Source organism: Paenibacillus xinjiangensis, from assembly GCF_059686975.1.
On sequence record NZ_JCAALS010000004.1, the window covers coordinates 217,538 to 238,489 of the forward strand.

The 20,952-nt window shown below is 47.3% G+C and carries 27 protein-coding genes; 9 read left to right on the forward strand and 18 right to left on the reverse strand.

The annotated features are described in order from the left end of the window. Positions 1-125: 125 nt before the first annotated feature. From efp to AC6ESP_RS06345, 4 genes are all read right to left on the reverse strand, one after another. Positions 126-683, reverse strand: a complete 558-nt coding sequence (gene efp / locus AC6ESP_RS06330; RefSeq protein ID WP_497095842.1) for an elongation factor P — start codon at positions 681-683, stop codon at positions 126-128. 36 nt (positions 684-719) lie between these two features. Next, on the reverse strand, positions 720-1,793 hold the full coding sequence (locus tag AC6ESP_RS06335) for a M24 family metallopeptidase (protein ID WP_497095843.1): 1,074 nt from the start codon (positions 1,791-1,793) through the stop codon (positions 720-722). A 20-nt stretch (positions 1,794-1,813) separates the two neighbouring features. Beyond that, a complete protein-coding gene (gene aroQ, locus AC6ESP_RS06340) occupies positions 1,814-2,254 on the reverse strand; it encodes a type II 3-dehydroquinate dehydratase (RefSeq protein ID WP_497095844.1) in 441 nt (146 codons plus the stop codon). 94 nt (positions 2,255-2,348) lie between these two features. After that, a complete protein-coding gene (locus tag AC6ESP_RS06345) occupies positions 2,349-2,870 on the reverse strand; it encodes a YqhR family membrane protein (protein WP_497095845.1) in 522 nt (173 codons plus the stop codon). A 190-nt stretch (positions 2,871-3,060) separates the two neighbouring features. On the opposite strand from AC6ESP_RS06345, the gene AC6ESP_RS06350 reads away from it, so the two are divergent. After that, complete coding sequence (locus AC6ESP_RS06350; protein WP_497095846.1) at positions 3,061-4,050, forward strand: DUF1385 domain-containing protein; 990 nt, start codon at positions 3,061-3,063, stop codon at positions 4,048-4,050. Positions 4,051-4,072: 22 nt separating this feature from the next. Then, positions 4,073-4,378, forward strand: coding sequence for a hypothetical protein (locus AC6ESP_RS06355; protein WP_497095847.1), 306 nt, complete (start codon positions 4,073-4,075; stop codon positions 4,376-4,378). A 1-nt stretch (position 4,379) separates the two neighbouring features. Here the strand turns inward: AC6ESP_RS06355 and AC6ESP_RS06360 are convergent, their stop codons facing one another. Then, positions 4,380-5,294 (reverse strand): patatin-like phospholipase family protein, encoded by a 915-nt coding sequence (locus AC6ESP_RS06360; RefSeq protein WP_497095848.1) that lies wholly within the window; start codon positions 5,292-5,294, stop codon positions 4,380-4,382. A gap of 128 nt (positions 5,295-5,422) precedes the next feature. After that, the gene (mntR, locus tag AC6ESP_RS06365; protein WP_497095849.1) at positions 5,423-5,845 is read right to left on the reverse strand and encodes a transcriptional regulator MntR; all 423 of its coding nucleotides are present in this window, start codon (positions 5,843-5,845) and stop codon (positions 5,423-5,425) included. A gap of 198 nt (positions 5,846-6,043) precedes the next feature. Here mntR and splB point away from each other — a divergent pair, with 198 nt between their 5' ends. Further along, on the forward strand, positions 6,044-7,114 hold the full coding sequence (gene splB, locus AC6ESP_RS06370) for a spore photoproduct lyase (RefSeq protein ID WP_497095850.1): 1,071 nt from the start codon (positions 6,044-6,046) through the stop codon (positions 7,112-7,114). Here the strand turns inward: splB and AC6ESP_RS06375 are convergent, their stop codons facing one another. From AC6ESP_RS06375 to AC6ESP_RS06420, 10 genes are all read right to left on the reverse strand, one after another. Next, on the reverse strand, positions 7,115-7,831 hold the full coding sequence (locus AC6ESP_RS06375) for a cytochrome c biogenesis CcdA family protein (protein WP_497095851.1): 717 nt from the start codon (positions 7,829-7,831) through the stop codon (positions 7,115-7,117). A gap of 24 nt (positions 7,832-7,855) precedes the next feature. Then, positions 7,856-8,665 (reverse strand): metal ABC transporter permease, encoded by an 810-nt coding sequence (locus tag AC6ESP_RS06380; RefSeq protein ID WP_497095852.1) that lies wholly within the window; start codon positions 8,663-8,665, stop codon positions 7,856-7,858. Beyond that, entirely contained in the window at positions 8,649-9,467 is an 819-nt protein-coding gene (locus tag AC6ESP_RS06385) for a metal ABC transporter ATP-binding protein (protein ID WP_497095853.1), read from the reverse strand. Before AC6ESP_RS06385 ends, AC6ESP_RS06380 begins: the two co-directional genes overlap by 17 nt. Before the next feature lie 21 nt (positions 9,468-9,488). Further along, entirely contained in the window at positions 9,489-10,472 is a 984-nt protein-coding gene (locus AC6ESP_RS06390; protein ID WP_497095854.1) for a metal ABC transporter solute-binding protein, Zn/Mn family, read from the reverse strand. Positions 10,473-10,736: 264 nt separating this feature from the next. Further along, complete coding sequence (metG, locus tag AC6ESP_RS06395) at positions 10,737-12,740, reverse strand: methionine--tRNA ligase (RefSeq protein ID WP_497095855.1); 2,004 nt, start codon at positions 12,738-12,740, stop codon at positions 10,737-10,739. Between the two features lie 399 nt (positions 12,741-13,139). Further along, on the reverse strand, positions 13,140-13,382 hold the full coding sequence (yidD, locus tag AC6ESP_RS06400; RefSeq protein ID WP_497095856.1) for a membrane protein insertion efficiency factor YidD: 243 nt from the start codon (positions 13,380-13,382) through the stop codon (positions 13,140-13,142). Next, complete coding sequence (locus AC6ESP_RS06405) at positions 13,382-13,819, reverse strand: Fur family transcriptional regulator (protein ID WP_497095857.1); 438 nt, start codon at positions 13,817-13,819, stop codon at positions 13,382-13,384. The genes yidD and AC6ESP_RS06405 overlap by 1 nt, the downstream gene beginning before the upstream one ends. 134 nt (positions 13,820-13,953) lie before the next feature. Beyond that, positions 13,954-14,178, reverse strand: coding sequence for a hypothetical protein (locus AC6ESP_RS06410; RefSeq protein ID WP_497095858.1), 225 nt, complete (start codon positions 14,176-14,178; stop codon positions 13,954-13,956). Between the two features lie 34 nt (positions 14,179-14,212). Then, positions 14,213-14,413 carry a hypothetical protein gene (locus AC6ESP_RS06415; RefSeq protein ID WP_497095859.1) on the reverse strand — a complete coding sequence of 67 codons (201 nt, stop codon included), beginning with the start codon at positions 14,411-14,413 and terminating at the stop codon, positions 14,213-14,215. A 215-nt stretch (positions 14,414-14,628) separates the two neighbouring features. Continuing rightward, positions 14,629-15,057, reverse strand: coding sequence for an Hsp20/alpha crystallin family protein (locus tag AC6ESP_RS06420; RefSeq protein WP_497095860.1), 429 nt, complete (start codon positions 15,055-15,057; stop codon positions 14,629-14,631). A 150-nt stretch (positions 15,058-15,207) separates the two neighbouring features. Here AC6ESP_RS06420 and AC6ESP_RS06425 point away from each other — a divergent pair, with 150 nt between their 5' ends. From AC6ESP_RS06425 to AC6ESP_RS06450, 6 genes are all read left to right on the forward strand, one after another. Next, entirely contained in the window at positions 15,208-15,447 is a 240-nt protein-coding gene (locus tag AC6ESP_RS06425) for a spore germination protein (RefSeq protein WP_497095861.1), read from the forward strand. Next, positions 15,444-15,647, forward strand: coding sequence for a spore germination protein GerPB (locus AC6ESP_RS06430; RefSeq protein ID WP_497095862.1), 204 nt, complete (start codon positions 15,444-15,446; stop codon positions 15,645-15,647). Before AC6ESP_RS06425 ends, AC6ESP_RS06430 begins: the two co-directional genes overlap by 4 nt. A gap of 18 nt (positions 15,648-15,665) precedes the next feature. Then, on the forward strand, positions 15,666-16,304 hold the full coding sequence (gene gerPC / locus AC6ESP_RS06435) for a spore germination protein GerPC (protein WP_497095863.1): 639 nt from the start codon (positions 15,666-15,668) through the stop codon (positions 16,302-16,304). A 26-nt stretch (positions 16,305-16,330) separates the two neighbouring features. Continuing rightward, on the forward strand, positions 16,331-16,567 hold the full coding sequence (locus tag AC6ESP_RS06440) for a spore germination protein GerPD (protein ID WP_497095864.1): 237 nt from the start codon (positions 16,331-16,333) through the stop codon (positions 16,565-16,567). Next, complete coding sequence (locus AC6ESP_RS06445) at positions 16,567-16,998, forward strand: spore germination protein GerPE (RefSeq protein WP_497095865.1); 432 nt, start codon at positions 16,567-16,569, stop codon at positions 16,996-16,998. Before AC6ESP_RS06440 ends, AC6ESP_RS06445 begins: the two co-directional genes overlap by 1 nt. Positions 16,999-17,177: 179 nt before the next feature. Beyond that, entirely contained in the window at positions 17,178-17,306 is a 129-nt protein-coding gene (locus AC6ESP_RS06450) for a sporulation protein YjcZ (RefSeq protein WP_497095866.1), read from the forward strand. Positions 17,307-17,503: 197 nt separating this feature from the next. Here AC6ESP_RS06450 and AC6ESP_RS06455 read toward each other — a convergent pair whose 3' ends face one another. Both AC6ESP_RS06455 and glgA read right to left on the reverse strand, forming a co-directional pair. After that, complete coding sequence (locus AC6ESP_RS06455) at positions 17,504-19,465, reverse strand: glycoside hydrolase family 15 protein (protein ID WP_497095867.1); 1,962 nt, start codon at positions 19,463-19,465, stop codon at positions 17,504-17,506. After that, complete coding sequence (glgA, locus tag AC6ESP_RS06460) at positions 19,450-20,910, reverse strand: glycogen synthase GlgA (protein ID WP_497095868.1); 1,461 nt, start codon at positions 20,908-20,910, stop codon at positions 19,450-19,452. Before glgA ends, AC6ESP_RS06455 begins: the two co-directional genes overlap by 16 nt. Positions 20,911-20,952: the final 42 nt, after the last annotated feature.

The window sequence follows — 20,952 nt, forward strand, 5'->3', positions numbered from 1 at the left end:
GATTCACTCCCAACCTTGACATATACATACAAGACAATATTATAACACAATACCTGCTTATCTGGGTATATCCAACCATAAAAAAAACCGCTCGAATAAAGCTTCGAACGGTCTGACCCTAGCTGCTAAGCACGGGAGATGTATTTGCCTTCACGTGTATCAACCAGCAGTACATCGCCTTCGTTAATGAAGAGTGGAACTTGTACACTGTGGCCTGTCTCAAGCTTAGCGCTTTTCGTTGCCCCTTGTGCTGTATTGCCTTTCACGCCCGGCTCTGTTTCTACAACTTTCAAGTCTACGCTGTTCGGCATTTGGATGCCGATAATTTCGCCTTGATAGCTGGAGATGTTAACCGTCATGTTTTCTTTCAGGAAGTTAAGCTCCCATTCAAGCTGCGATTTGTCCAGGTTGAACTGGTCATACGTTTCATTATCCATGAATGTATACTCGCTGCCGGAGTTGTACAAATATTGAACAGCACGGTTCTCGATGATCGCGCGGCCAATGCTCTCGCCTGCACGGAACGTTTTTTCTACCACGTTGCCGTTACGCAAGTTTTTCAATTTGGAGCGAACGAATGCCGCACCTTTACCCGGTTTAACGTGTTGAAAATCGGTTACTGAGAAAATATCTCCGTCTACCTCGACGGTTAAGCCTGTTTTAAAATCATTTACTGAGATCACTGCTTATTCCCTCCTGAATTTCCGCATAATAGGTTCCTATCCCAAAGTCAATAATGCCTTTGGAGATGAGGTTAATATTTTAATACCGGATTCCGTGATGACGATATCATCCTCGATACGCACTCCACCGAAGCCGGGGAGATAGATACCGGGCTCAACCGTCACAGTCATGCCGGGGGTTAAAATCATGTCGCTAAGCTTCGACAGTCTTGGATATTCGTGCACTTCCATACCAAGGCCATGTCCGGTGCTGTGGCCGAATTGCTCGCCGTAACCGTATTTCGTAATAATGTCGCGTGTCAGTGCATCCGCTTCCTTACCGGTCATACCAGGGCGAATATGCTCAAGAGCATGAAGCTGCGCTTCCAGCACGATGCTGTAAATTTCACGATGCTTATCCGTCGGAGTTCCAACCACGACTGTTCGAGTGATATCCGAGCAATACCCCTTGTAATAAGCGCCGAAATCCAGCTTAACAAATTCATTATTCCCGATGATACGCTCACTTGCAACGCCATGAGGCAATGCAGAGCGTTCTCCAGAAGCAACAATCGTGTCGAAGGACGACGAGGTAGCACCGTGACTGCGCATATAGATTTCCATTTCGAGCGCAATATCGCTTTCTTTGACGCCAGGCTGCAATAGCTTCACTATATGCTGGAAGGTATCATCCGCCAAATCTGCTGCTTCCTGCATGACCTGCAGCTCAGCTTCATCTTTAACCATCCGCAGCTTCTCAACCAAGCCAGAGGCTGGCTTCAGCTTAATGTCGCCAAGTAGTCCACCCCAAGCCGCATATTCACCATAAGCAACATAGTCCTGTTCAAAAGCGGCGCTTTGAATTCCTTTTTGCTTCAGCAGCTCACGAACACTCTCAATGGGCTTAGGGCCATGCTCAATTAGAGTAAATCCTACAGCCTGCTCAGGTGCTTGTGTCATGTAACGGAAATCTGTCAATAAATAGCTGTCAGCTAGCGTGATGAGGACGGTACCGGAAGAACCGGTAAAACCACTGATGTATTTGCGATTGTATTCGCTTGCGATAATGATCGCTTCCAAGCCCTGTTCGACAAGTAATTGCCGCAGCCGATTCACTCTAACTTGTGACATGAACGACTCTCCTCTCACGTTTAACCATTTTGAAGCTTGCACACAAGGGCCGTTAATCCAAGTACATAACTGTGTCCACCGAAGCCGGCAATTTGTCCGACTGCTACTGGAGCAATAACCGATACATGGCGGAACGACTCCCGTTTATGAATATTGGACAAATGAACCTCAACTACCGGTAGAGCAACCGTGCTTAGCGCATCTCTCAGTGCATAGCTGTAGTGCGTCAGAGCCCCGGGATTAATCAAGATGCCATCAGCTTGGCCGATTGCACTATGTATCCGATCAATAAGAGCGCCTTCGTGGTTCGACTGGAAAAAGTCAACCTCCACGCCAAGCTTTGCAGCTTGTTCTCTTAGATCCTCTTCGATCTGAGCGAGCGTTTCCGTGCCATATATGCCTGGCTCGCGGACTCCGAGCATATTGAGGTTCGGTCCGTTTAATACAACGATTCTAAGCAACTTTACACCTCCCAGGCAGCAGATTTTTGCAGAGTGCAAAAGATCACTTGCCATTTTACCACAAATGCCCGCTGCTTGAGAAGTCATAACTGTGTTAGTGTGCTGTGACCGGCTCTCTGGACGCCTCATCCGTAAATTCGAAGGCAATCGAATAGCCGATAAACAGCCCCCATAATAGAAAAACACAAAATTCTGAGCTTAGTGTATTCCAGCCTGCTGTTGTAACAGACTGAGTCATGCGAAGCAGCGGCCCCAGTATGAGGAAGACGATGGCCCACCATACCGCTCCATATATTAATCCCGGCCAAGGCCCTCTCAGCTTACCGAGAAGGAACATATATAACAGAGCTGCAATTATGGAGAATATAATAAAGCTGCCAATACCGATAACAATTCCCCACCCCGTCTTCAAGAAAGTAGAGCGAAAGAACGGATCGGCCATAATCCCAGGCAGTTCTCTTGTGAACTTCATTTCATAAAACAGCCATCTTATCACTCCCCATATGAGTCCGGCGAAGAAGCCGATCTTAAGGCCATAAATCCACTTATTCGTATGATGGTTCTCTCCATAGCTGTTGCTGTCTCCATCAGGAGAGTGCTGATCTGACTGTGCCATTGCTTAGCCCCCATTTCTTCATATCCTTCCAAGTTATTTGTAGTATGCGAAAAAATCGGCTTGCATAATCATCTTCGCGAAGGGTCTGCAGCATGAGAGACATTGCTGATCCACGTTGGCAATTGCATGATAGATCAAGTACAATAGAATTTAGAATTCATTCTATAATCTTCGTCACCTGATAGGGACGATGCAACTTAAGGAAGGTGACAAGCTCTTGCCGCAAACACCAAAAAGCATTTATGGCGGACAAGCGGTTATTGAAGGCGTAATGTTCGCCGGTAAGCACGTTAACGTAACCGCCGTTCGACGTAAAAATGATGAAATCGTGTTCTATGAAGTGCCCCGCACTTCCCAGCGCTGGGTACAGCGTTTGAAGAAAATCCCGCTCGTGCGGGGTGTAGTTGGAATCGTGGAATCCAGCGCCAAAGGCTCTCAGCATCTGAATTTCTCCATGGAAGCCTATGCGGAGGATGAAGCTGGCGAACAGACCGAAGAAGAAAGAGCAGCAGCAGCCAAAAAAGCCGAAGGCAAATCAGGCTGGAGCCTAAGCATGATCGTAGGCGTGGCTGTAGCAGGCGTCTTATCCTTCATATTCGGCAAGCTTATATTTACTGCCGTACCTGCTGCGCTTGAAGAGCTATTGTTCGCAAATGTATTTGAGAGCAAAATCGGTCATAACCTATTAGAAGGACTTATCAAAATCATATTGCTGCTCGCCTACCTGTACCTCATGTCATTAACGCCTATTATTAAGCGCTTGTTTCAATATCATGGCGCAGAGCATAAGGTAATAAGCGCATACGAGGCTGGTGTAAGCCTAACGGTCAGCAATGTACAGAAATACAGCCGACTTCACTATCGCTGTGGGAGCAGCTTTATTATCTTCACCGTAATCGTCGGAGTTATTATCTATTCACTGCCGATCTTTACTTGGGATAGCATCTGGGAGCGCGTGTACATTCGGGTACTGCTAATTCCAATCGTACTCGGAATTTCTTACGAAGTTCTTCGTTGGACGAATGCTCTGCGTGATACACCCGTGCTTCGATACCTGGGGTACCCAGGCTTATGGCTGCAACTGCTAACCACCAAAGAGCCGAAGGATGAGCAGGTTGCTGTATCTATCGCTTCCTTCAACCGGATGCTTGAGCTGGATAAGCAAATGACCAAAATATAAACATAAAGGCGGGAATGAGACAATGGTAAAAATGCCGCGGAGATGGAATGCTTCGTCAATTATCGTACTGGCGCTAATGGTCATCGGAATTGTGTATGGGCTATTGCTGAATCCTAGCAGTTTTCTTATTCCGATTATTATACTTGGCGGCATTTTTCTACTATATAAATACCCGCCTTCCAGCTGGGGAAGTAACAATAAAGGTCCGAAACCCTACGTGAAGCAGAACCGGACCCAGCCTCAGCAGCGGCCGAAGTCTCGCCGAGCGCCCTTCCGTGTCATTGAAGGTGGCAAGGATGATGACGACGATGTGCCTAAATACCATTAAGCTAACAAAATCCTTCAAAATACTTGTCGGATGCTTGATAGCCTGACTGATACAATTGCTCAGCCGTCCCTGCCGGCAGATGGAATTGCGTAGTACGAACACCGAGTGTAGGGATCTTCACCGTACGATCTCGATTGTTTTTCTGAATATATCGCTCATCATGGGCTTCGAGCATCGTCTCGAACATCGCTTGAAACATCGACAATGGACCGCGTATAGGATGCGGTCTATTGTCGTTTTTACCGACCATTTGGAAGCCTACCGTAGGGACTGGATGCCGACTATTATGCTGTTCATGATCGAATATCCACAGTGGAAAATTACTTAATAGACCTCCGTCGACCACATAAGCGGTTTCCTGCTTCATCGCCTTATTCATTCCCTGAGGATTGTTGTAGCGTATGGCTACTGGATCGAAAAAATAAGGGATACTTGCGCTCATTCTCACAGCCTTCGCCACACTCAGCATATTGGGATCATATCCATACAACCGCATATCATCCGGAAGAACAAGCAATCTCCCATTCGTAATGTCCGATGCCACTATTCTTAGCTTACAGGAAGACAGGTCCCCGAAGGTACGAATCCCTTTTACTTCCATTAACCCTGCTACCCACCTCTCCAACGCTTCTCCGCTGTATAGCCCCTTTTTAATAAACAGCCTTGCTGCTGGACCAATCACTTGAATATTGAATAAAAAGGAGCGTTTCAGGAATGAAGAATACGGAGTCAGCTCGACAATTCGCTTAATCTGCAAGCCGTCATAGCCGGCTGCTAGCAGCGCTGCTACAATTGAACCGCTTGATGTGCCTGCTACTCTACCGAAGCTGATACCATGCTGCATAGCCGCTCTGACTGCCCCGGCAAGAGATATCCCTTTCACACCGCCGCCTTCGAATACCGCATTAATCTCCATAAGCATCCTCCAGAATAACAGAAGCAAGCTTGAATATCCTCTTCCGTCAAGAATACATATGCGCCCAGCCAACATCAGCATGCCAGAACAAGCAATAAGAAAAGCCTACCGCATGCGGCAGGCTTTCCTTATTCCGTATCTATCTCGGCATGAATACCTCTTAGCTCGTCCATTCTTGCTGGCTCGCGGCGGAAATATTCAACGAGCGTTTCAATACAAGTGATAGAGTCCCAACTCAAATGATGCTCAATACCTTCGACATCGCGATAAATGTTCTCCTCCTGGACGCCGATCAGCGACAGAAAAGATTCGAGCAAATGATGGCGTTCGACGAGCCTCTTGCCCATCTTCTTCCCTTTGTTCGTAAGAACAAGCCCGCGGTACTTCTCATAGATTAAGTAATTATCTTTGTCGAGCTTCTGGATCATCTTCGTGACGGAGGATGGATGTACCTCAAGACCTTCGGCGATATCCGACACGCGTGCGTAGCCTTTCTCATCAATAAGCTTATAAATTCGTTCCAAGTAGTCTTCCATGCTCGGAGTCGGCATTGAAGAACCCCCTAACCCAACTTCTTTACACCTTGTCTCCTCGGCGTTACTCTTAGTATCATACACTTTTCTTCATTCGCTCTGCAACCTATTATGGGTGGAGTGATAATTTCATGCAACTTCCAGATTGAGCAAAGCCCTGTCGCAGCAAACTAAGGTAACCTAATATCCATTAGATCGCACGGGAGGCACAAGCCAATGGCAACCACATCACTGGAACGTCCCAAGTCCACTCGCAAGTCCCTCTCCTTCATACCGGAGCTCGTCTATTTCGAGCCTAGTGCTCTAGAATATCCAAAGGGCAAACGAATATTCGAATGGGTGGAGAAGGAAGGCATTCCCTATCGGATGACCACCTCACACAACCGTATTACCAATCTTCCTGGAGACAGCGAGCTGGAGCAATACAAAATTGCTAAGCGTACTCTAGTTGTCGGAGTAAGGAAAACATTGAAATTCGATACGTCCAAGCCTTCCGCTGAATATGCCATTCCGATTGCTACAGGATGCATGGGCCATTGCCACTATTGCTATCTACAGACCACACTCGGAGCTAAGCCGTATATTCGCGTGTATGTCAATATTAACGACATTCTGGATGCCGCCCAAGGCTATATCGATGAACGGGCACCCGAAATAACCCGCTTCGAAGCTGCTTGTACGTCTGACCCAGTTGGTCTGGAGCCGATAACAGGAAGCTTGCGCGAGCTTATTACATTCATGGCAGAGCAGCCGAATGGCCGTCTTCGCTTCGTAACGAAGTTCCATCATGTTGATTCTCTGCTTGATCTGAAGCATAACGGACATACGCGAATAAGATTCAGTGTGAATGCCAAATATGTAATCAAGCATTTCGAGCCTGCAACCTCAGGCTTCGAGCAGCGCATTGAGGCTGCGGCTAAAGTCGCCAAGGCGGGTTATCCGATGGGCTTCATTATCGCTCCGATCATATGGCATGAAGGTTGGGAGGAAGGCTATGCTGAGCTCCTAGACTCTCTGGCGAAGACACTCCCACCTGAAGTCATTAACACGGATATGACCTTCGAGCTCATTCAGCATCGTTTCACTAAGACAGCCAAGAACGTCATAGAAAGACGTTATCCGAAATCTAAGCTCGAGATGGATATCGAGAAAAGAAAGTACAAGTGGGGTCGCTGGGGACAGGGGAAATACGTTTATCCCGATGAACAGGCCTATGCGCTCCGCATGTTTATATCAGAGCGCATTTTCGAACATTTTCCGAATGCGAAGATTGAATACTTCACATAGTTAGAACTTCATCCACTCCGGCGTAATCTGGTTAAGCCAAATGGTGATCTTAGTCATTTGATCGGAGAACAGCAGGATACCCATAAGAATCATCACTACTCCACCTATGCGCATGACAACATTCGAATACTTCAACAGCCAGCGGGCAGATCCCAGGAAGAATGCTAATGCGAAGAAAGGAATCGCGAAGCCAAGCGCATAAGCAGTAGTCAATCGGAACCAGGTGCCTGGCTCCGTCGCAGCTAATGCCAGAATGGCCGTTAAGGCTGGGCCAATACAAGGTGTCCAGCCTGCAGAGAAGCCGATACCGAATACAAAAGATCCGATATAGCCTGATTTCTTCGTCGGATCGATCTGCAATCTGCGTTCCTTCATGAGGATCTGCGGCTGGAATAAGCCGATAAGGAATAACCCCATCAGCACAATTAATATGGCTGACAGCTTCCGGATAAGCACCTCGTATTCACTGAAAAATTCAGCGAACACATTCGAACCATACCCTAATGTGTAATAGACGGTACAAAAGCCTAGGATGAAAAACAAGGTGTGCGTCATCGTTCTGGCGCGCATGGTCTTCGTATGATTATTTTCCTTCAGATCACTGACAGAAATACCGGTTATGTAAGACAAATAAGAAGGATATAAAGGCAAGCAGCATGGCGAAATAAAGGAAGCAAGGCCAGCACCGAATGCCAGCCACATGTTAATATCATTCAATAGTTATACACCTTCCACCCGAAGTTAACTGCTAGTCCGAACCCCACGCTTGATCAAGAGCAGAATAAGCAAGATGGCGATAAGCAGCAAGACAATCGTACCGCCAGGTGCCAAGTTCCACACACCCGCAATCAGCAGCCCGATAACGACTGCAAGCTCTCCAATTACGACTACGGTAATAATACTCTGGCGGAAGCTGCGTGCGATAATGAGACTGCAAGCTGCCGGAATCGTCAGAAGAGCCGATACAAGCAGGGCTCCTACGATCTTAATAGAGGCACTTATTACCAGTGCGGTAAGCACGCTAATCATAACATTATAGAAGCGGACCGGCAAGCCGCTAACAGCTGCTGCATCCTCATCAAAGGTCAGCAGGAACAGCTCCTTCAGCTGAGTACGGACTGCCACCAGAACGATGACCGTAACGATTCCAATTGTTACTAGATCGAGATTGCCTAATGTGAAGATACTGCCGAATAGGTAGCCGTTCACATTCACATTGTAGCCTTTGCCGACCGTGAACAATATAGATGCGAGCGCTACCCCTCCGGACATGATAATGGCTATCGATAGCTCTGCATACGATTTATAAGCTTTTCTAAGCTTCTCAATAGCGAAAGAAGCGGCTACTGCGAACAGGAGACCAATTGCTACTGGATATACACCGATTAGAAACCCAAGGGCTACTCCCGCGATAGATACATGTGACAGGGTGTCACCTATCATAGACAATCGTCTAAGTACCAGAAAAATACCGATTAGCGGTGCTGTAATGCCGATCAGCACACCGCCAATAAGCGCCCGTTGAAAAAATTCGCTAGTTATGATCTCCAATCAGAACAACCTCTCTCCTGCTCTCCATTTGCTGCCGCAGCCCTCTCAGGCCGTGCGTTAGATCCTTTTCCTCACAATTCTGCAGATCATGAGAATGCTTCTTGTAAAACTTCAGCTTGCCGCTCTCGGCAGCTGGCTCCTGTCCAAGATAAGACCGGATCATGTCCATATCATGCGAAACCATAAGAAAAGTTATGTTGTGATGCTGATGCATATGCTTGATCATGTGAAAGAAGCCTTCCTGTGTCTCTGTATCCACACCTACAGTAGGCTCGTCTAAGATTAGCAGGGAAGGATTGTTGATTAATGCTCTTGCCAGGAATACCCGCTGCTGCTGTCCTCCTGACAGCTCCCCGATTCGTTTGGATGCCAAATCCTCGATCTTCATCGCATGAAGCGCATCCTCGCATTTAATCTGGTCAGACTTCGTTATAGAACGGAATATTTTATTCTTGCTGTAGAGCCCCGACAAGACGATTTCACGAACCGTCGCCGGGAACAAAGGGTTGAAAGCATTTTTCTGTGGGACATAACCGATACGCTCCCACTGCTTGAACTGGGAGACAGGCTGTCCGAATAAGCGCACGGTTCCGCTCTCCGGCTTCAGCAGACCGACTATCATCCTTAAGAGTGTTGTTTTACCCGCTCCATTATTTCCAATAAGACCGATGAAATCCCGTTCCCTAACGGAGAAATCCAGTCCAGTTATGACCCGTTGCTGCTGATAGGAGAATGTTACACCTTCAAGTGAGATGACATCCTCATGACAATTAGCAGCTTGATTATTATCCGACTGAAGCATAGTAGAACCTCACTTCATTAATTATTGTAATGCTTTGAGCAAGTTTTGCAAATTCGCTTCCATCAGGGAAATATACGTTTCTCCTCGTTTCTCTTGCTCAGGGGTCAAGCCTTCCACTGGATTCAGCACCAGCGTCTCGACATCAGCTTCGCTTGCTAATGTATTAGCTAGATCAGGTGATACGAGCTCCTCGAAAAAGATATACGGAATGCTATTAGCTTTTACGTATTTCGCAATATTAAGCAAATCTTGAGCTCGCGGCTCTGCATCAGGCGATAAGCCCATAATCGCGATCTGATTCAATCCATAATCACGTGTCAAATAACCGAATGCCTGATGGGATACGACGATATCTTTGCGGACAGTCTGTGACAGCTCAGACTCAAATGTAGAATTCAGTGCCTCAAGCTTCGTCAATAATGCTGTATAATTGCTCTCATAAGCGGCTTTATTCGCCTCATCTACTTCAATTAGACTGTTCTTCACATTGGCTGCCATAACGATCATTGATTTAGGGCTAACCCACGTATGTGGATCAACGTCCAGTGCATGCTCATGGGCATGGTCGGCGTCTTCTTCTTCATGTTCGTGCTCATGCTCTTCTTCTTCCTCGGCGCTGCCCTGAATGAGAGTAATTCCGGTACTCATCTCAGCGGACACTAGACTACTGTCTTTGGACAAACCTTTGAGAAAATCATCCGTCCAGCCCTCTAGGCCTGCTCCATTATACAGGAACAGCTGTGCTTTCGATGCGGTGCTCAAATCCTGGCTCTTCGGCGTCCAATCATGCGGCTCTACGCCTGCCGGTATGAGATTAACCGTGTTCACATGCTCTCCACCGATTTCTGATGCCAAATAATAGAGTGGATAAAAGCTCGTTACAACATTCGTCTTGCCTTCTACATATGAGTTAGTGGAGCTGTTCCCACAGGCCGAAAATACGAGCGCTATAGCAAGCAGCAGCAGCGATAAGACCATTCTTTTACTACGTATTCCTTCATTCATAACTATTATGATTCCCCATTCTATATGCTTGTTAGTAATCGTTACTATTACGTTTTAGATTATACGAGTGGTTCCTTGCACTGTCAACCACTAAATCACTCCATACAGTCGCCTTCCACCCACCCATTGCTTCTACTATTTGCAGGCTGCGTCAAGACCATTCGTGAATCTTTCACAGGCTCGGGCCCGTACCCCTCGAAGCAAAAAAAACCGTCAGGGGCTGCCCCCAGACGGTGTAACAATAGACTTCATTCAAGCAGTCATTTATTTCACAACTGCTCCATTGGGCATGCCATCCGGTACCGTTGCAAGTGTCAGCTGATCACCGTGAGAAGCGGCTAGTATCATCCCTTGTGACAATTCACCACGCAGCTTGACTGGCTTCAGATTCGTTACACAAATGACTTTGCGCCCGATCATATCCTCCGGCGTATAGAACTTCGCAATTCCAGATACAACCTGACGCTGCTCGTAACCCAGGTCAAGCTGCAGCTTCAGCAATTTGTCAGCTTTTTTAACTGGTTCAGCTGCAATGACTTGTGCTACACGAAGCTCCACCTTAGCGAATTCATCGATCCCGATCTCTTCTTTGGCTTCTTCCGCAGAAGGTGCCGCTGCTTGTGCACTTGCCTCAGCCTTGAACGGAGCTTCAGCTTCAGGTTGAGACGCTGCTGCGCCTCCTCCCATAGCTTGTGCAATGAAGGCTACTTCATCAGCTGTCTCAAGACGCGGGAATATTGGTGCTCCTTTGCTTACTTGTGTGCCGCCTGGGAGCAATCCGAATTGCTTCGTGCTTTCCCATGAGGTCAGTTCACCTTCTTCAATACCAAGCTGCTTCCACAGCTCACGAGGAGCATGAGTTAGGAAAGGCTGCAGCACGATCGAAGTGATACGCAGCGATTCTGCCAAATGATGCATAACAGAAGCAAGCTCATCCCGCTTCGCTTCATCCTTGGCAAGCGCCCAAGGCTGAGTTTCATCGATATATTTATTCGTCCGACTAACGAATTGCCAGATCGCAGCAAGCGCTACAGAGAACTCCATGTTCTCCATCGATGACTCAACCTGCTTAATTGTCTCTGCCGCAAGAGCCTGCAGCGTATTGTCGAATGCCGTTACGTTCCCATTATAAGCAGGAATCGAGCCTTCGAAGTATTTGTCGATCATTGCAACTGTCCGGTTCAATAGATTGCCCAGATCATTGGCAAGATCATAGTTAATACGGTCAACGAAGTTCTCTGGCGTGAACGTGCCGTCCGCACCGAATGGCACCTCGCGAAGCAGATAATAACGGACAGCGTCAAGCCCATAACGGTCAATCAAGGTTACAGGATCGACGACATTGCCCTTCGACTTCGACATTTTGCCATCCTTCATCAACAGCCAGCCGTGTGCGAATACCTTCTTCGGAAGCGGAAGATCTAGAGCCATGAGCATAATCGGCCAATAGATAGTGTGGAAGCGGACGATTTCTTTGCCGACAAGATGTACATCAGCCGGCCAGAGCTTCTCATACTTCGCTCCTGCTTCGCCATCTTGGCCATAGCCTAGCGCTGTTATATAGTTGGACAATGCATCAATCCACACATAGATCACATGCTTCGGATCGCCAGGTACCTTCACGCCCCAATCGAATGTAGTCCGGGACACAGCCAGATCCTCAAGACCCGGCTTAATGAAGTTGTTGATCATCTCATTCTTACGGGATTCCGGTTGGATAAATTGCGGGTTGTCTTCATACAGCTTCAGCAATCGATCTGCATATTTGCTCATCCGGAAGAAATAGCTCTCCTCTTTAACCAACTCCACTGGACGTCCACAATCCGGGCAATTGCCATTAACAAGCTGACGCTCGAGGAAGAAGGATTCACAAGGCGTACAATACCAGCCTTCATATTCTCCCTTGTAGATATCATCCTGCTTCAGCAGCTGTTCGAATATTCGTTCCACAACCTCTTTATGCCGCGGCTCAGTCGTCCGAATGAAGTCATCATTGGAAATTTCAAGCTTCTTCCATAGCTCCTTGATACCGACAACAATATCATCTACGAATTGCTGAGGAGTCTGATCCTTCTCTTTTGCCTTGCGCTCGATCTTCTGTCCATGCTCATCCGTCCCCGTCAAATACCAGACATCATAGCCACGCAGACGCTTGTACCTTGCCATTGCATCACCAGCAACCGTTGTGTATGCATGCCCAATATGCAGCTTATCGCTCGGGTAATAGATCGGTGTCGTAATATAAAATGTTTGGTTATCCTGTGCCATCTGAACCCCTCCTTAGTCTTTAGAAAACGCAAAAAACTCCCGTCCAACATGGGACGAGAGTTACGAATACTCACGTGGTACCACCCAAATTTCTATTACACCGCATGTAATTCCCACCGCGTAATAGCTTCGTGTGCCGTCTTACATGACGGCATGCCGTTAACGCCGGCTCCGCGTCGATCCCTTACCGTTATGTCAGCAGACTACGGCTCGAGAACGAATCCTCCTGGACCATATTCCAATGTCATTCCGTACCGGCTTCCAGCGTCATGCCCGGCTCTCTGTATCGGCTGTATCATTGTACTTATCCATTCATCAGATGTTTATTATACAAAATATAACCAAATTCAAGCTATCCTGTCAAGGTGCAGGTAACTTGTTCCCCCTGCCTTTATGATCCTAGTCTTCCATAGCGGGTGGAACAGGATCGTAGCCCCCGGGATGAAAGGGATGACAGCGAGATATTCGCTTGGCTGCAAGCCAAGCTCCTTTGACAGCCCCATGCTTCTCAAGTGCCTCGAGTGCATAGGCTGAGCAGGTTGGATAGAAGCGGCAGGTTGGCGGCTTAAGCGGCGAGATCACTTTTCTATAGAAGACTACCGGCGCTTGCAATACTTTTCTCGCCTGAATTCCCCGCTGCATTAATCCTCCCCATCCGAAGCATCTTCTTGAATACAGTCTTTACAATAGCCGAACACTTCAAACTTATGCTTAACGACACGGAAGTCATCCGGGACCATCGTCTGCTCCATGGGACAGAATGTAATGGGATAGGTTCTTCCACACTGCAGGCAGATCATATGATGATGGTGATCGTTCTCCCGACAATGCAGCTTGAACTTGGCGCCTTCCTCGAATACCACTTGCTCCAGAACGCCCAGTTCTTCCATTATTCTCAGATTGCGGTATACGGTGTCGAAGCTGAGACCTGTATAAGACTTGCCCATATACTCATAGACTGCCTTAGGAGCAAGGTATCCCGGCGATTCAGCGAACAGCTTGGCGAGTGTTTTCCGTTGATCGGTTATCCGCAACCCTTGAGTGGCCATCCGTTGTACAATTTCTTCAGTAGTATGCAAGGTTCAAACCCCCGTACTAGCAGGAACAAATCTATCCTTCACTGTCGAATTCATTCCTTCATAATTAGTTTCTACTTCCATAATGACGAAAAAAAAGACTCTCGTCAATGAGAGTCCTTCCGTATAGATAAGCCTTATCCATTCAATCTCATATTCACTAGAAAGCTGACGCACATCGCAACGAACAATATCAGGCTTAATAGTCCTATGTAATTACGTCGGCGCGAAGCATGGCTGATGATTGCCGAATCAGCTGATTGATTCCTTGCCTCCGTCACAGTACGATGCATGAACAAGAATACAACTAATGAAACCACAAACAATATATTAATCAAAAACCATATGGCAGTCCACAACATTCCGGGTCCTCCCCCTAACCGTCAGTCAGGTCCGTTACAAGAACCACCTGTTTAGAATAATCATAAACACAACAAAGCTCACAATTGCGCCCGCAAAGCTAATCCAGCCGACACGAAAACGTTGTTGGAACATACGCAGAATACCGAAACTGAGCAATCCGAATATAAGCAATAGAAAGACGACCCCAAGAATGAATAATACGGCTGAGACGTCACTGACATCGACTAAAGTCACGTCATACACTCCCCTATGTAAGTTTACAAAGATAAATACGTATACGATGGAATCCTATACGGCTTCTCTTTCATCGTGATACGACAGTTACCTTAATATGGCTTTTTGTGTCGTATCGACTAACTATTAGCATTATAAGGGATTGTAGAATGTTTATCCAGCCGAAAAGCGGTAGATTTCGTGACAATCTTATGCGCACTATACTACCGCTGAGGCTACCAACGAATATCAGCTTCATAATAAATGCGGCTGCCTGGTCGTTTGCGCAGTTTAACCTGCAGCACATTATTCTTGACCAGTGCTCTGCAGATTTTTGGTCTGACTGGCTTAGGCAGCTGAATCTTTTCTATTCGATTATCGGGCAGCCCTTCAATCCGCATACGGTCCTCTCGAATAAACAGCCTTAACTCCCCTTTATTAACCTGCTTAGGAAGAGGGAATTTCACGATTACAAAATGATGAGTCTCAAAAAAAGAGAAGGCATCCGATTGACCAGTCATCGCTTGCGCAGCTTCGGGCAGCGCTTTAGTCATCATTTTACGAACGAACTGCTCTACCCAATCCGGCTCACGGAGCACATCGAAGCCTTTAGGCAGCTTTTGTCCCTCCATCCACCGCTCCAGCTCATCCCACTTGGAAGTCATTGCAGACTCACACCTCCCACCCCTTCTATTCAGCATATGCGAGGCTGGGCGGCAAGGCTACTGAATGAGCTGCGAGCAAGAGAAGGGAACATCTGGGCGAATGCCGCATATTATGTAGAACTATAGGCTCGAGGAAAAGGGTGATTACGCTTGCCATCCATAGTCGGTTTTGTCAAGATTGTCAGTGTCGGCTCTAGCTCTGTCGTACAATTCGGCGATGCTGTGCAGTTGTCGCCATCCAGCACTTCCAAAACGTATGCCGGCTCCGGCTCCTTCTTAACCGGTAGTCTGGCGAACTCCAACAATGCTGTAAGTGCAACCAATACGCTTGATCCTGACGTTCAAGACAGCACGCAGAACGAAATTGCAAGTGGAGTGAACGTCATATGAATTGGACCGTTCATCAGACGATTACCATTCATATGCTGCGAGTGGATAGCGTATCGAATAGCTCCGTGCTTCAGGTAGGAAGCGCAGGCTCCATTCGGTCCCTATCCCAGCTCTATAATACAGGGGGCTTTACTGGACCAGTACCTCAGCTAGGTGAAGGTAATCCCTTATCGTTCGTCCCCCTCCCTAATCCATCCTAGACTAGGAGGTAATGCCTGATGCAGCAGCAGCCAAGCGGCTTATCGCCATGGCAAGCATGGTCTCTGGAGGTTCAGATGAAGCTGAAGCAGCAGCAAGAACAAATCACGATGCTTGAGCAGAAGCTTGCAGCTGTTTGCGACCAGCTCAAAGCACTCGAGAACAAGCCTACTTATAACATAGAGAGCTTGGAGTACCATTTCGATCAATTGAAGGTCGAAAGGCTTGAGGGAACTTTGAATATCGGGATGACCCCCACAGGGGCAACTGGAGATATTGAGCAGTTAGCTGTATCTAAGCCAGAGGTATATCCAGCAGCTGCACCTGGAATTGTACCTCCCGACGCTCCCTATGCGGATATCCAGAATGAGCTAAATCAATATTTGGATTCACAAGCTCCTCAAAAATTAATGAACTTGGAGGCCCAGTATAATCTGCCTCTGGATCCCTTCCATCGCAAAATGATTATAGAAGATATTCGCAAGCAAATGCCAACCCGAATCCATTACTATATACAAGCACTTCAAGAAGAAGGAGCAGCTGGCAATGATCCATCCCATCTCGCCAATAGAGCAGATATTATAGCCAAAACTGAACGTGATGCAGATGCGGCCATTATGCAGTATATACAACAATTGCAGAATGGCAATCCTGCTTAGCTAGCCTATAGGAGGTAATTAGAGATATGATCACCTTTCAGGTCCATAACCATTGCTTATCGGTCGGGACGATAGAAATATTGGGTGTCTCCAGTGCATCGTTCATGCAGGTAGGAGACACCGATTCAGTGAAGTTATACTCCATGTTCGATACGCCTCCAGAATCCGTTATCGTTGGTCCACTAGCACCATTCCCAACGCCGGAAGCAGCAGACCAAGCACTCGGGGAAGGTACAATTGAAGAAACGGACAATGAGGATTAATGTCCAGTAACGCTGAGAATTACCCCATTCGAACGGCTGAGATCGGCGTAATCTCAATCATTGACGTATCCCTCTCCGGTAATGTCCAATTAGGCGACCGCGCGGAATACACCCCCTTGCTGCGGGCTCTAGCCGTGCAGCGCCAGGAGTCCCATGACAAGGCTGGCAATGTATACTTTGAATCGTATGAAATCTTTAGTCGGCCACTGCCCGTACTGAATGATCCGGCTGCTGATGCTGTTGAGGCTGTCCTCATACAGCGAGTGAATCATTCTCCTCGCATAAGTGTGGGATGTATATTTATAACGGCTGTCGGCTCCTCATCCAGCTTACAAGCAGGCAATACGATGTGTGTAACAGCAGAATCACGTATATCGAACATTCGTCAATTCAAACGCACATGGCAAGGTCCTGGGATTGGATCTTGTTAGCTATCAGCGAATGGCCCTATAGGCAGATCATCTATTGCCCTGTGCAATTGTTCATGTAGGCATCAACTGAAATGCGAATGTATCGGTATAAATGTCTAGTTCAATCCCCGGGCTCCGACATATATTATCTTGTGATCAGATCCAGCATCACACTAACATATTTTCGGGAGGTATGAACCGTGGGATACCCTGTAGCAGGCGCTAATGTTGGTTGTGGACCAGTAGTAGGTGGAGTTTGGGGAAGTACGGGTGTTATTCTCGTTCTTTTCATTTTGCTAGTCATCATTGCACGCTCTTGCCTGTACTAATATGTATCACTTCCGGGCGTGACTGAGGCTAGCGCTTCTGTCCCTCTACCGGCATATAGAGAAACCGCACGGACATTCGTCTGTGCGGTTTCTTCTCTAATTGAAGCAAGTAATAATGTGACTTCCAGTAATCACAGAAGAAAGGGATGCACCAGCGGGTGCATCCCTTTCTCCTCTTTACGACATCCCATTCCTGCTTACCCTTTCAATTCCCTGTACTTCGCTGCATACTTACTTACACTTTGCACGAAAGTCGCATGCGACCAGGTAAGTGGTGCCACTGAAAGAGGAGAACCGTCGTATGGATTCAATTGCTCTGGCAATAGCCCGCTCTGCAGCGCATGGTCGACAACCCACTTCAGCGTCTGCTTCGGACCTTCCAAATCCTGAATACTTCGAGCGGATTCAATCTCAAAGTTGGCTATCCATAGTGTGCATATAATCCATGGGTTACCTGGAACCTTATCAATCTCACCTGATTGCTGGAAATAATAATCATTCGTGTATCGAGCAACCCCGCCAATATCGGTTCGGATTTGCAGCCCTTCCTTGATTGCGTTCATCGTTCGGATCACCCGATCGTCATGAACAGGCAGCACACCAAATTCCCAAATACCGAACAGACTACTTTCTAGCGTCATATCCTTGACCCATCGATTGTCTTTTTGAATAAGTCCACGCGCGAACCTGCCAGACTCTTCATCCCACAGATGAGTCATCATGCCTTGCTTAATCATTTGAGCCGTGTTCTTATAATGATCGCTTCGCTCATAATCACCGAACAGCTCGGTGAAGAATGCAGCGGCCATTAACCCTCCATATACGGAAGAAACAGTGTAGGTCCATATGCCATACCGCTCTTCCCATAAGTCATAGCTAGGCTTAGGAAGAGACAAGGACGGCTCAATATATTCGCTTAAGAAGGACGCAGCCTTGCGGATTAAGTTGCTGTAGAGCGATTGCGGCAGTTCAATGACCTGATTGCGAGAGTAATCCTGCCACAAAGCAAATAGCACAAGAGCAGTCTCATCTTCTTGAATAGGCAGTCGTCGACTGCCTTGAACAATATAAGGATGCCAGCTCGAGCCGACGGTTCCATCAGGGTTGTATTTGTGGAACAAATAACCTTCAGGAGACAGCGCCTGTGCGCAGAAGCTGAAAAATGGTGCAATAACACTCTGGTATCCAGCTAATGACATGGCGTCGGCAATCAAAGCGCCATCCCGAGGCCACATGTAGCTGTAATGATCTCGGTTGTACTGTAAAATATCAGTATCATTCGCTGCTAGTATGGCCCCGCGCTCATCCACCTGTGTCCGAACAAGCAGAAGACTATGCTTAAAGGTACGAACGACATCCTTCGGCAGATCACCCAAGTCGGTCTCTGCACGGCGAAGCCAATGCTTCCAATAGATAACCATGCGGCTGAGCAGCTTCTCCGGATGATTATCGTGCACATACTGATTGAGCTCTTTGACCTCTTCCAGGTTCTTGCCGATAGACATCCAGTAGTAGATTGTCTTCTCGCCGTTAGGAGGGACATTAGTACGGAAGCTGATTGTACTGTCGACAGAGCCTTGAGCAATCGAGTTACCCATCAATACGCCATCCTCTGCATCCCGCCATGTGCCCTCAGCAGAATGGAATCGTTTAATACCTGTGGAATATTGCATCATGCCACCTTCATCGGTAGAACCGCTGAACATGAAATAATTCGAGCGTTTGTAGTGGAATAAAGTGTTGTTCTCTGGATAATAAGCCGCGGTATCCCCGACCTCAGAGCCATCAATCATCAGATCCTGATGAAAGAACAGCCGTGCCTCACGAGGCTCATTCCGTTTATTGCGAATGACGACCCGTTTGATATAAATGCATTCCCGTTGATGGATGCCGTCATTAATATGAAGCTCCACATCTAGCCCATCATGCTTAGCAATAATGTTCGTAACGAGAGAGTCTTCAATGTAATCAAGCTCGAACTTCCATTCCGGTTCATCTAACCAAGAAAAAGCTCCTCCGATCCAAATGCCAAACCTGCAGTAGTGTCCTCCAACATGATTCAACTGTCCGACATAAGGATAATAAATATCCCTGATGTAGCAATGTTGGTCTAAATTCAACAGCAGCTTGCCATTACCGATGACTAGATGACGGGCCATAGCTCATTCTCCTTTCGATGAATCAGAAGTTGATCATATAAGGCCAGATACGCTTTGGCCGAACGGTTCCAGCTGTAGTTCTCCTTCGCAGCATTCGCCACAATTCGCTTCCAAACCGACTCATCCCGATAGAGTGACAATGCCCTCCGCAAGGTGTACCAATAATCGTCTGCATTATAATACGTGAAGCTGAACCCGTTCCCTTCACCAGTATATTCATTGTAAGACTGAACTGTATCCTTCAATCCACCAGTCTCGCGAACAATCGGTATCGATCTGTACCTCAGAGCCAGGAGCTGGCTTAGACCGCATGGCTCGAATCTCGATGGCATTAAATAAATATCGGAGCCGGCATAAATTCGACGTGCCAGCCGATCATTATAACCAAGCCATACAGCTGCTTTATCCGGATAACGGGCTGCAATGTCATTCATTAGCTGCTCATAGCGCTGTTCTCCCGAGCCGAGCACTACAAGCTGTACCTCCTCTTGCATTAGAGCTTCCAGCTTAGCAGCAATAAGGTCGAACCCTTTTTGCTCCACGAGACGCGTCACAACGCCGATGAGCGGAATCTCTTCCGACAAGGGGAGTCCCAGCTCTTGCTGCAGATCGAGCTTGTTCTTTCGTTTGCGGCTGATCGAGCTGCGATAAGGGGTATGTAACACCGGATCATTCATCGGATCAAATAACTCTTCATCAATCCCGTTAACGATTCCCGACAAATCACCAGATCGATACCTGAGCAATGCATCCAGCCCTTCTCCGTATTCTTCGCCTTGTATCTCATGTGCATAGGTCGCACTGACTGTCGTAAGCTTGTCCGCATAGACGAGTCCACCCTTCATACAGCTGCCAGCACCATGAAATTCAAGTCCGTCGTATCCGAATAGTTCATCACCTGCGCCAAGCAAGTCCTTCAGCAGCTCCATGCTGAACAGCCCTTGATATTTCAGATTATGAATCGTAAATACAGAGCGGACCCCTGACCAGGCAGGATCATGCGAATACCTTGTACGGAGCAAGAACGGAATGAGGCCTGTCTGCCAATCATGACAATGAATGATATCAGGTCTGAAATCCAGGAAACGTGCCGCTTCCATGATGGCAAAGCAAAAGAATACGAACCTCTCTGCATCATCACCGTATCCATAGAGTCCTCTTCTCTTGAAATAATGCTCATTATCAATGAGATAATAAATAACCCCATCGATCTCAGCTCTCAAGAGTCCGCAATATTGATTACGCCAACTGAACGATACATTAAATTCTGCAATCCGTTCGAATTGATCCGTATACGATGAAGGGATTTCTTCATATTTCGGCAAAATAACTCTGGCATCTGCTTGACGCTCGAGCAGCGCTTTCGGCAGCGCTCCAGCTACGTCTGCCAAACCACCTGTTTTGGCCAGCGGCACCGCTTCAGAAGTAGCAAACAAAATATTCATACTGACCCTCCTAAAGGTTTTGCGAAGCAAAACCTACTTCGT

Coding starts and splice junctions, on each gene's coding strand:
- AC6ESP_RS06410 (WP_497095858.1), bottom strand. CDS start 14,178: ATGTTGTGGACTGCCATATGGTTTTTGATTAATATATTGTTTGTGGTT.
- AC6ESP_RS06385 (WP_497095853.1), bottom strand. CDS start 9,467: ATGCTTCAGTCGGATAATAATCAAGCTGCTAATTGTCATGAGGATGTC.
- AC6ESP_RS06355 (WP_497095847.1), top strand. CDS start 4,073: ATGGTAAAAATGCCGCGGAGATGGAATGCTTCGTCAATTATCGTACTG.
- AC6ESP_RS06445 (WP_497095865.1), top strand. CDS start 16,567: ATGTCCAGTAACGCTGAGAATTACCCCATTCGAACGGCTGAGATCGGC.
- glgA (WP_497095868.1), bottom strand. CDS start 20,910: ATGAATATTTTGTTTGCTACTTCTGAAGCGGTGCCGCTGGCCAAAACA.
- gerPC (WP_497095863.1), top strand. CDS start 15,666: ATGCAGCAGCAGCCAAGCGGCTTATCGCCATGGCAAGCATGGTCTCTG.
- AC6ESP_RS06360 (WP_497095848.1), bottom strand. CDS start 5,294: ATGGAGATTAATGCGGTATTCGAAGGCGGCGGTGTGAAAGGGATATCT.
- AC6ESP_RS06420 (WP_497095860.1), bottom strand. CDS start 15,057: ATGACTTCCAAGTGGGATGAGCTGGAGCGGTGGATGGAGGGACAAAAG.
- AC6ESP_RS06350 (WP_497095846.1), top strand. CDS start 3,061: ATGCAACTTAAGGAAGGTGACAAGCTCTTGCCGCAAACACCAAAAAGC.
- splB (WP_497095850.1), top strand. CDS start 6,044: ATGGCAACCACATCACTGGAACGTCCCAAGTCCACTCGCAAGTCCCTC.
- AC6ESP_RS06440 (WP_497095864.1), top strand. CDS start 16,331: ATGATCACCTTTCAGGTCCATAACCATTGCTTATCGGTCGGGACGATA.
- AC6ESP_RS06455 (WP_497095867.1), bottom strand. CDS start 19,465: ATGGCCCGTCATCTAGTCATCGGTAATGGCAAGCTGCTGTTGAATTTA.
- AC6ESP_RS06335 (WP_497095843.1), bottom strand. CDS start 1,793: ATGTCACAAGTTAGAGTGAATCGGCTGCGGCAATTACTTGTCGAACAG.
- mntR (WP_497095849.1), bottom strand. CDS start 5,845: ATGCCGACTCCGAGCATGGAAGACTACTTGGAACGAATTTATAAGCTT.
- AC6ESP_RS06430 (WP_497095862.1), top strand. CDS start 15,444: ATGAATTGGACCGTTCATCAGACGATTACCATTCATATGCTGCGAGTG.
- metG (WP_497095855.1), bottom strand. CDS start 12,740: ATGGCACAGGATAACCAAACATTTTATATTACGACACCGATCTATTAC.
- AC6ESP_RS06345 (WP_497095845.1), bottom strand. CDS start 2,870: ATGGCACAGTCAGATCAGCACTCTCCTGATGGAGACAGCAACAGCTAT.
- yidD (WP_497095856.1), bottom strand. CDS start 13,382: ATGCAGCGGGGAATTCAGGCGAGAAAAGTATTGCAAGCGCCGGTAGTC.
- AC6ESP_RS06390 (WP_497095854.1), bottom strand. CDS start 10,472: ATGAATGAAGGAATACGTAGTAAAAGAATGGTCTTATCGCTGCTGCTG.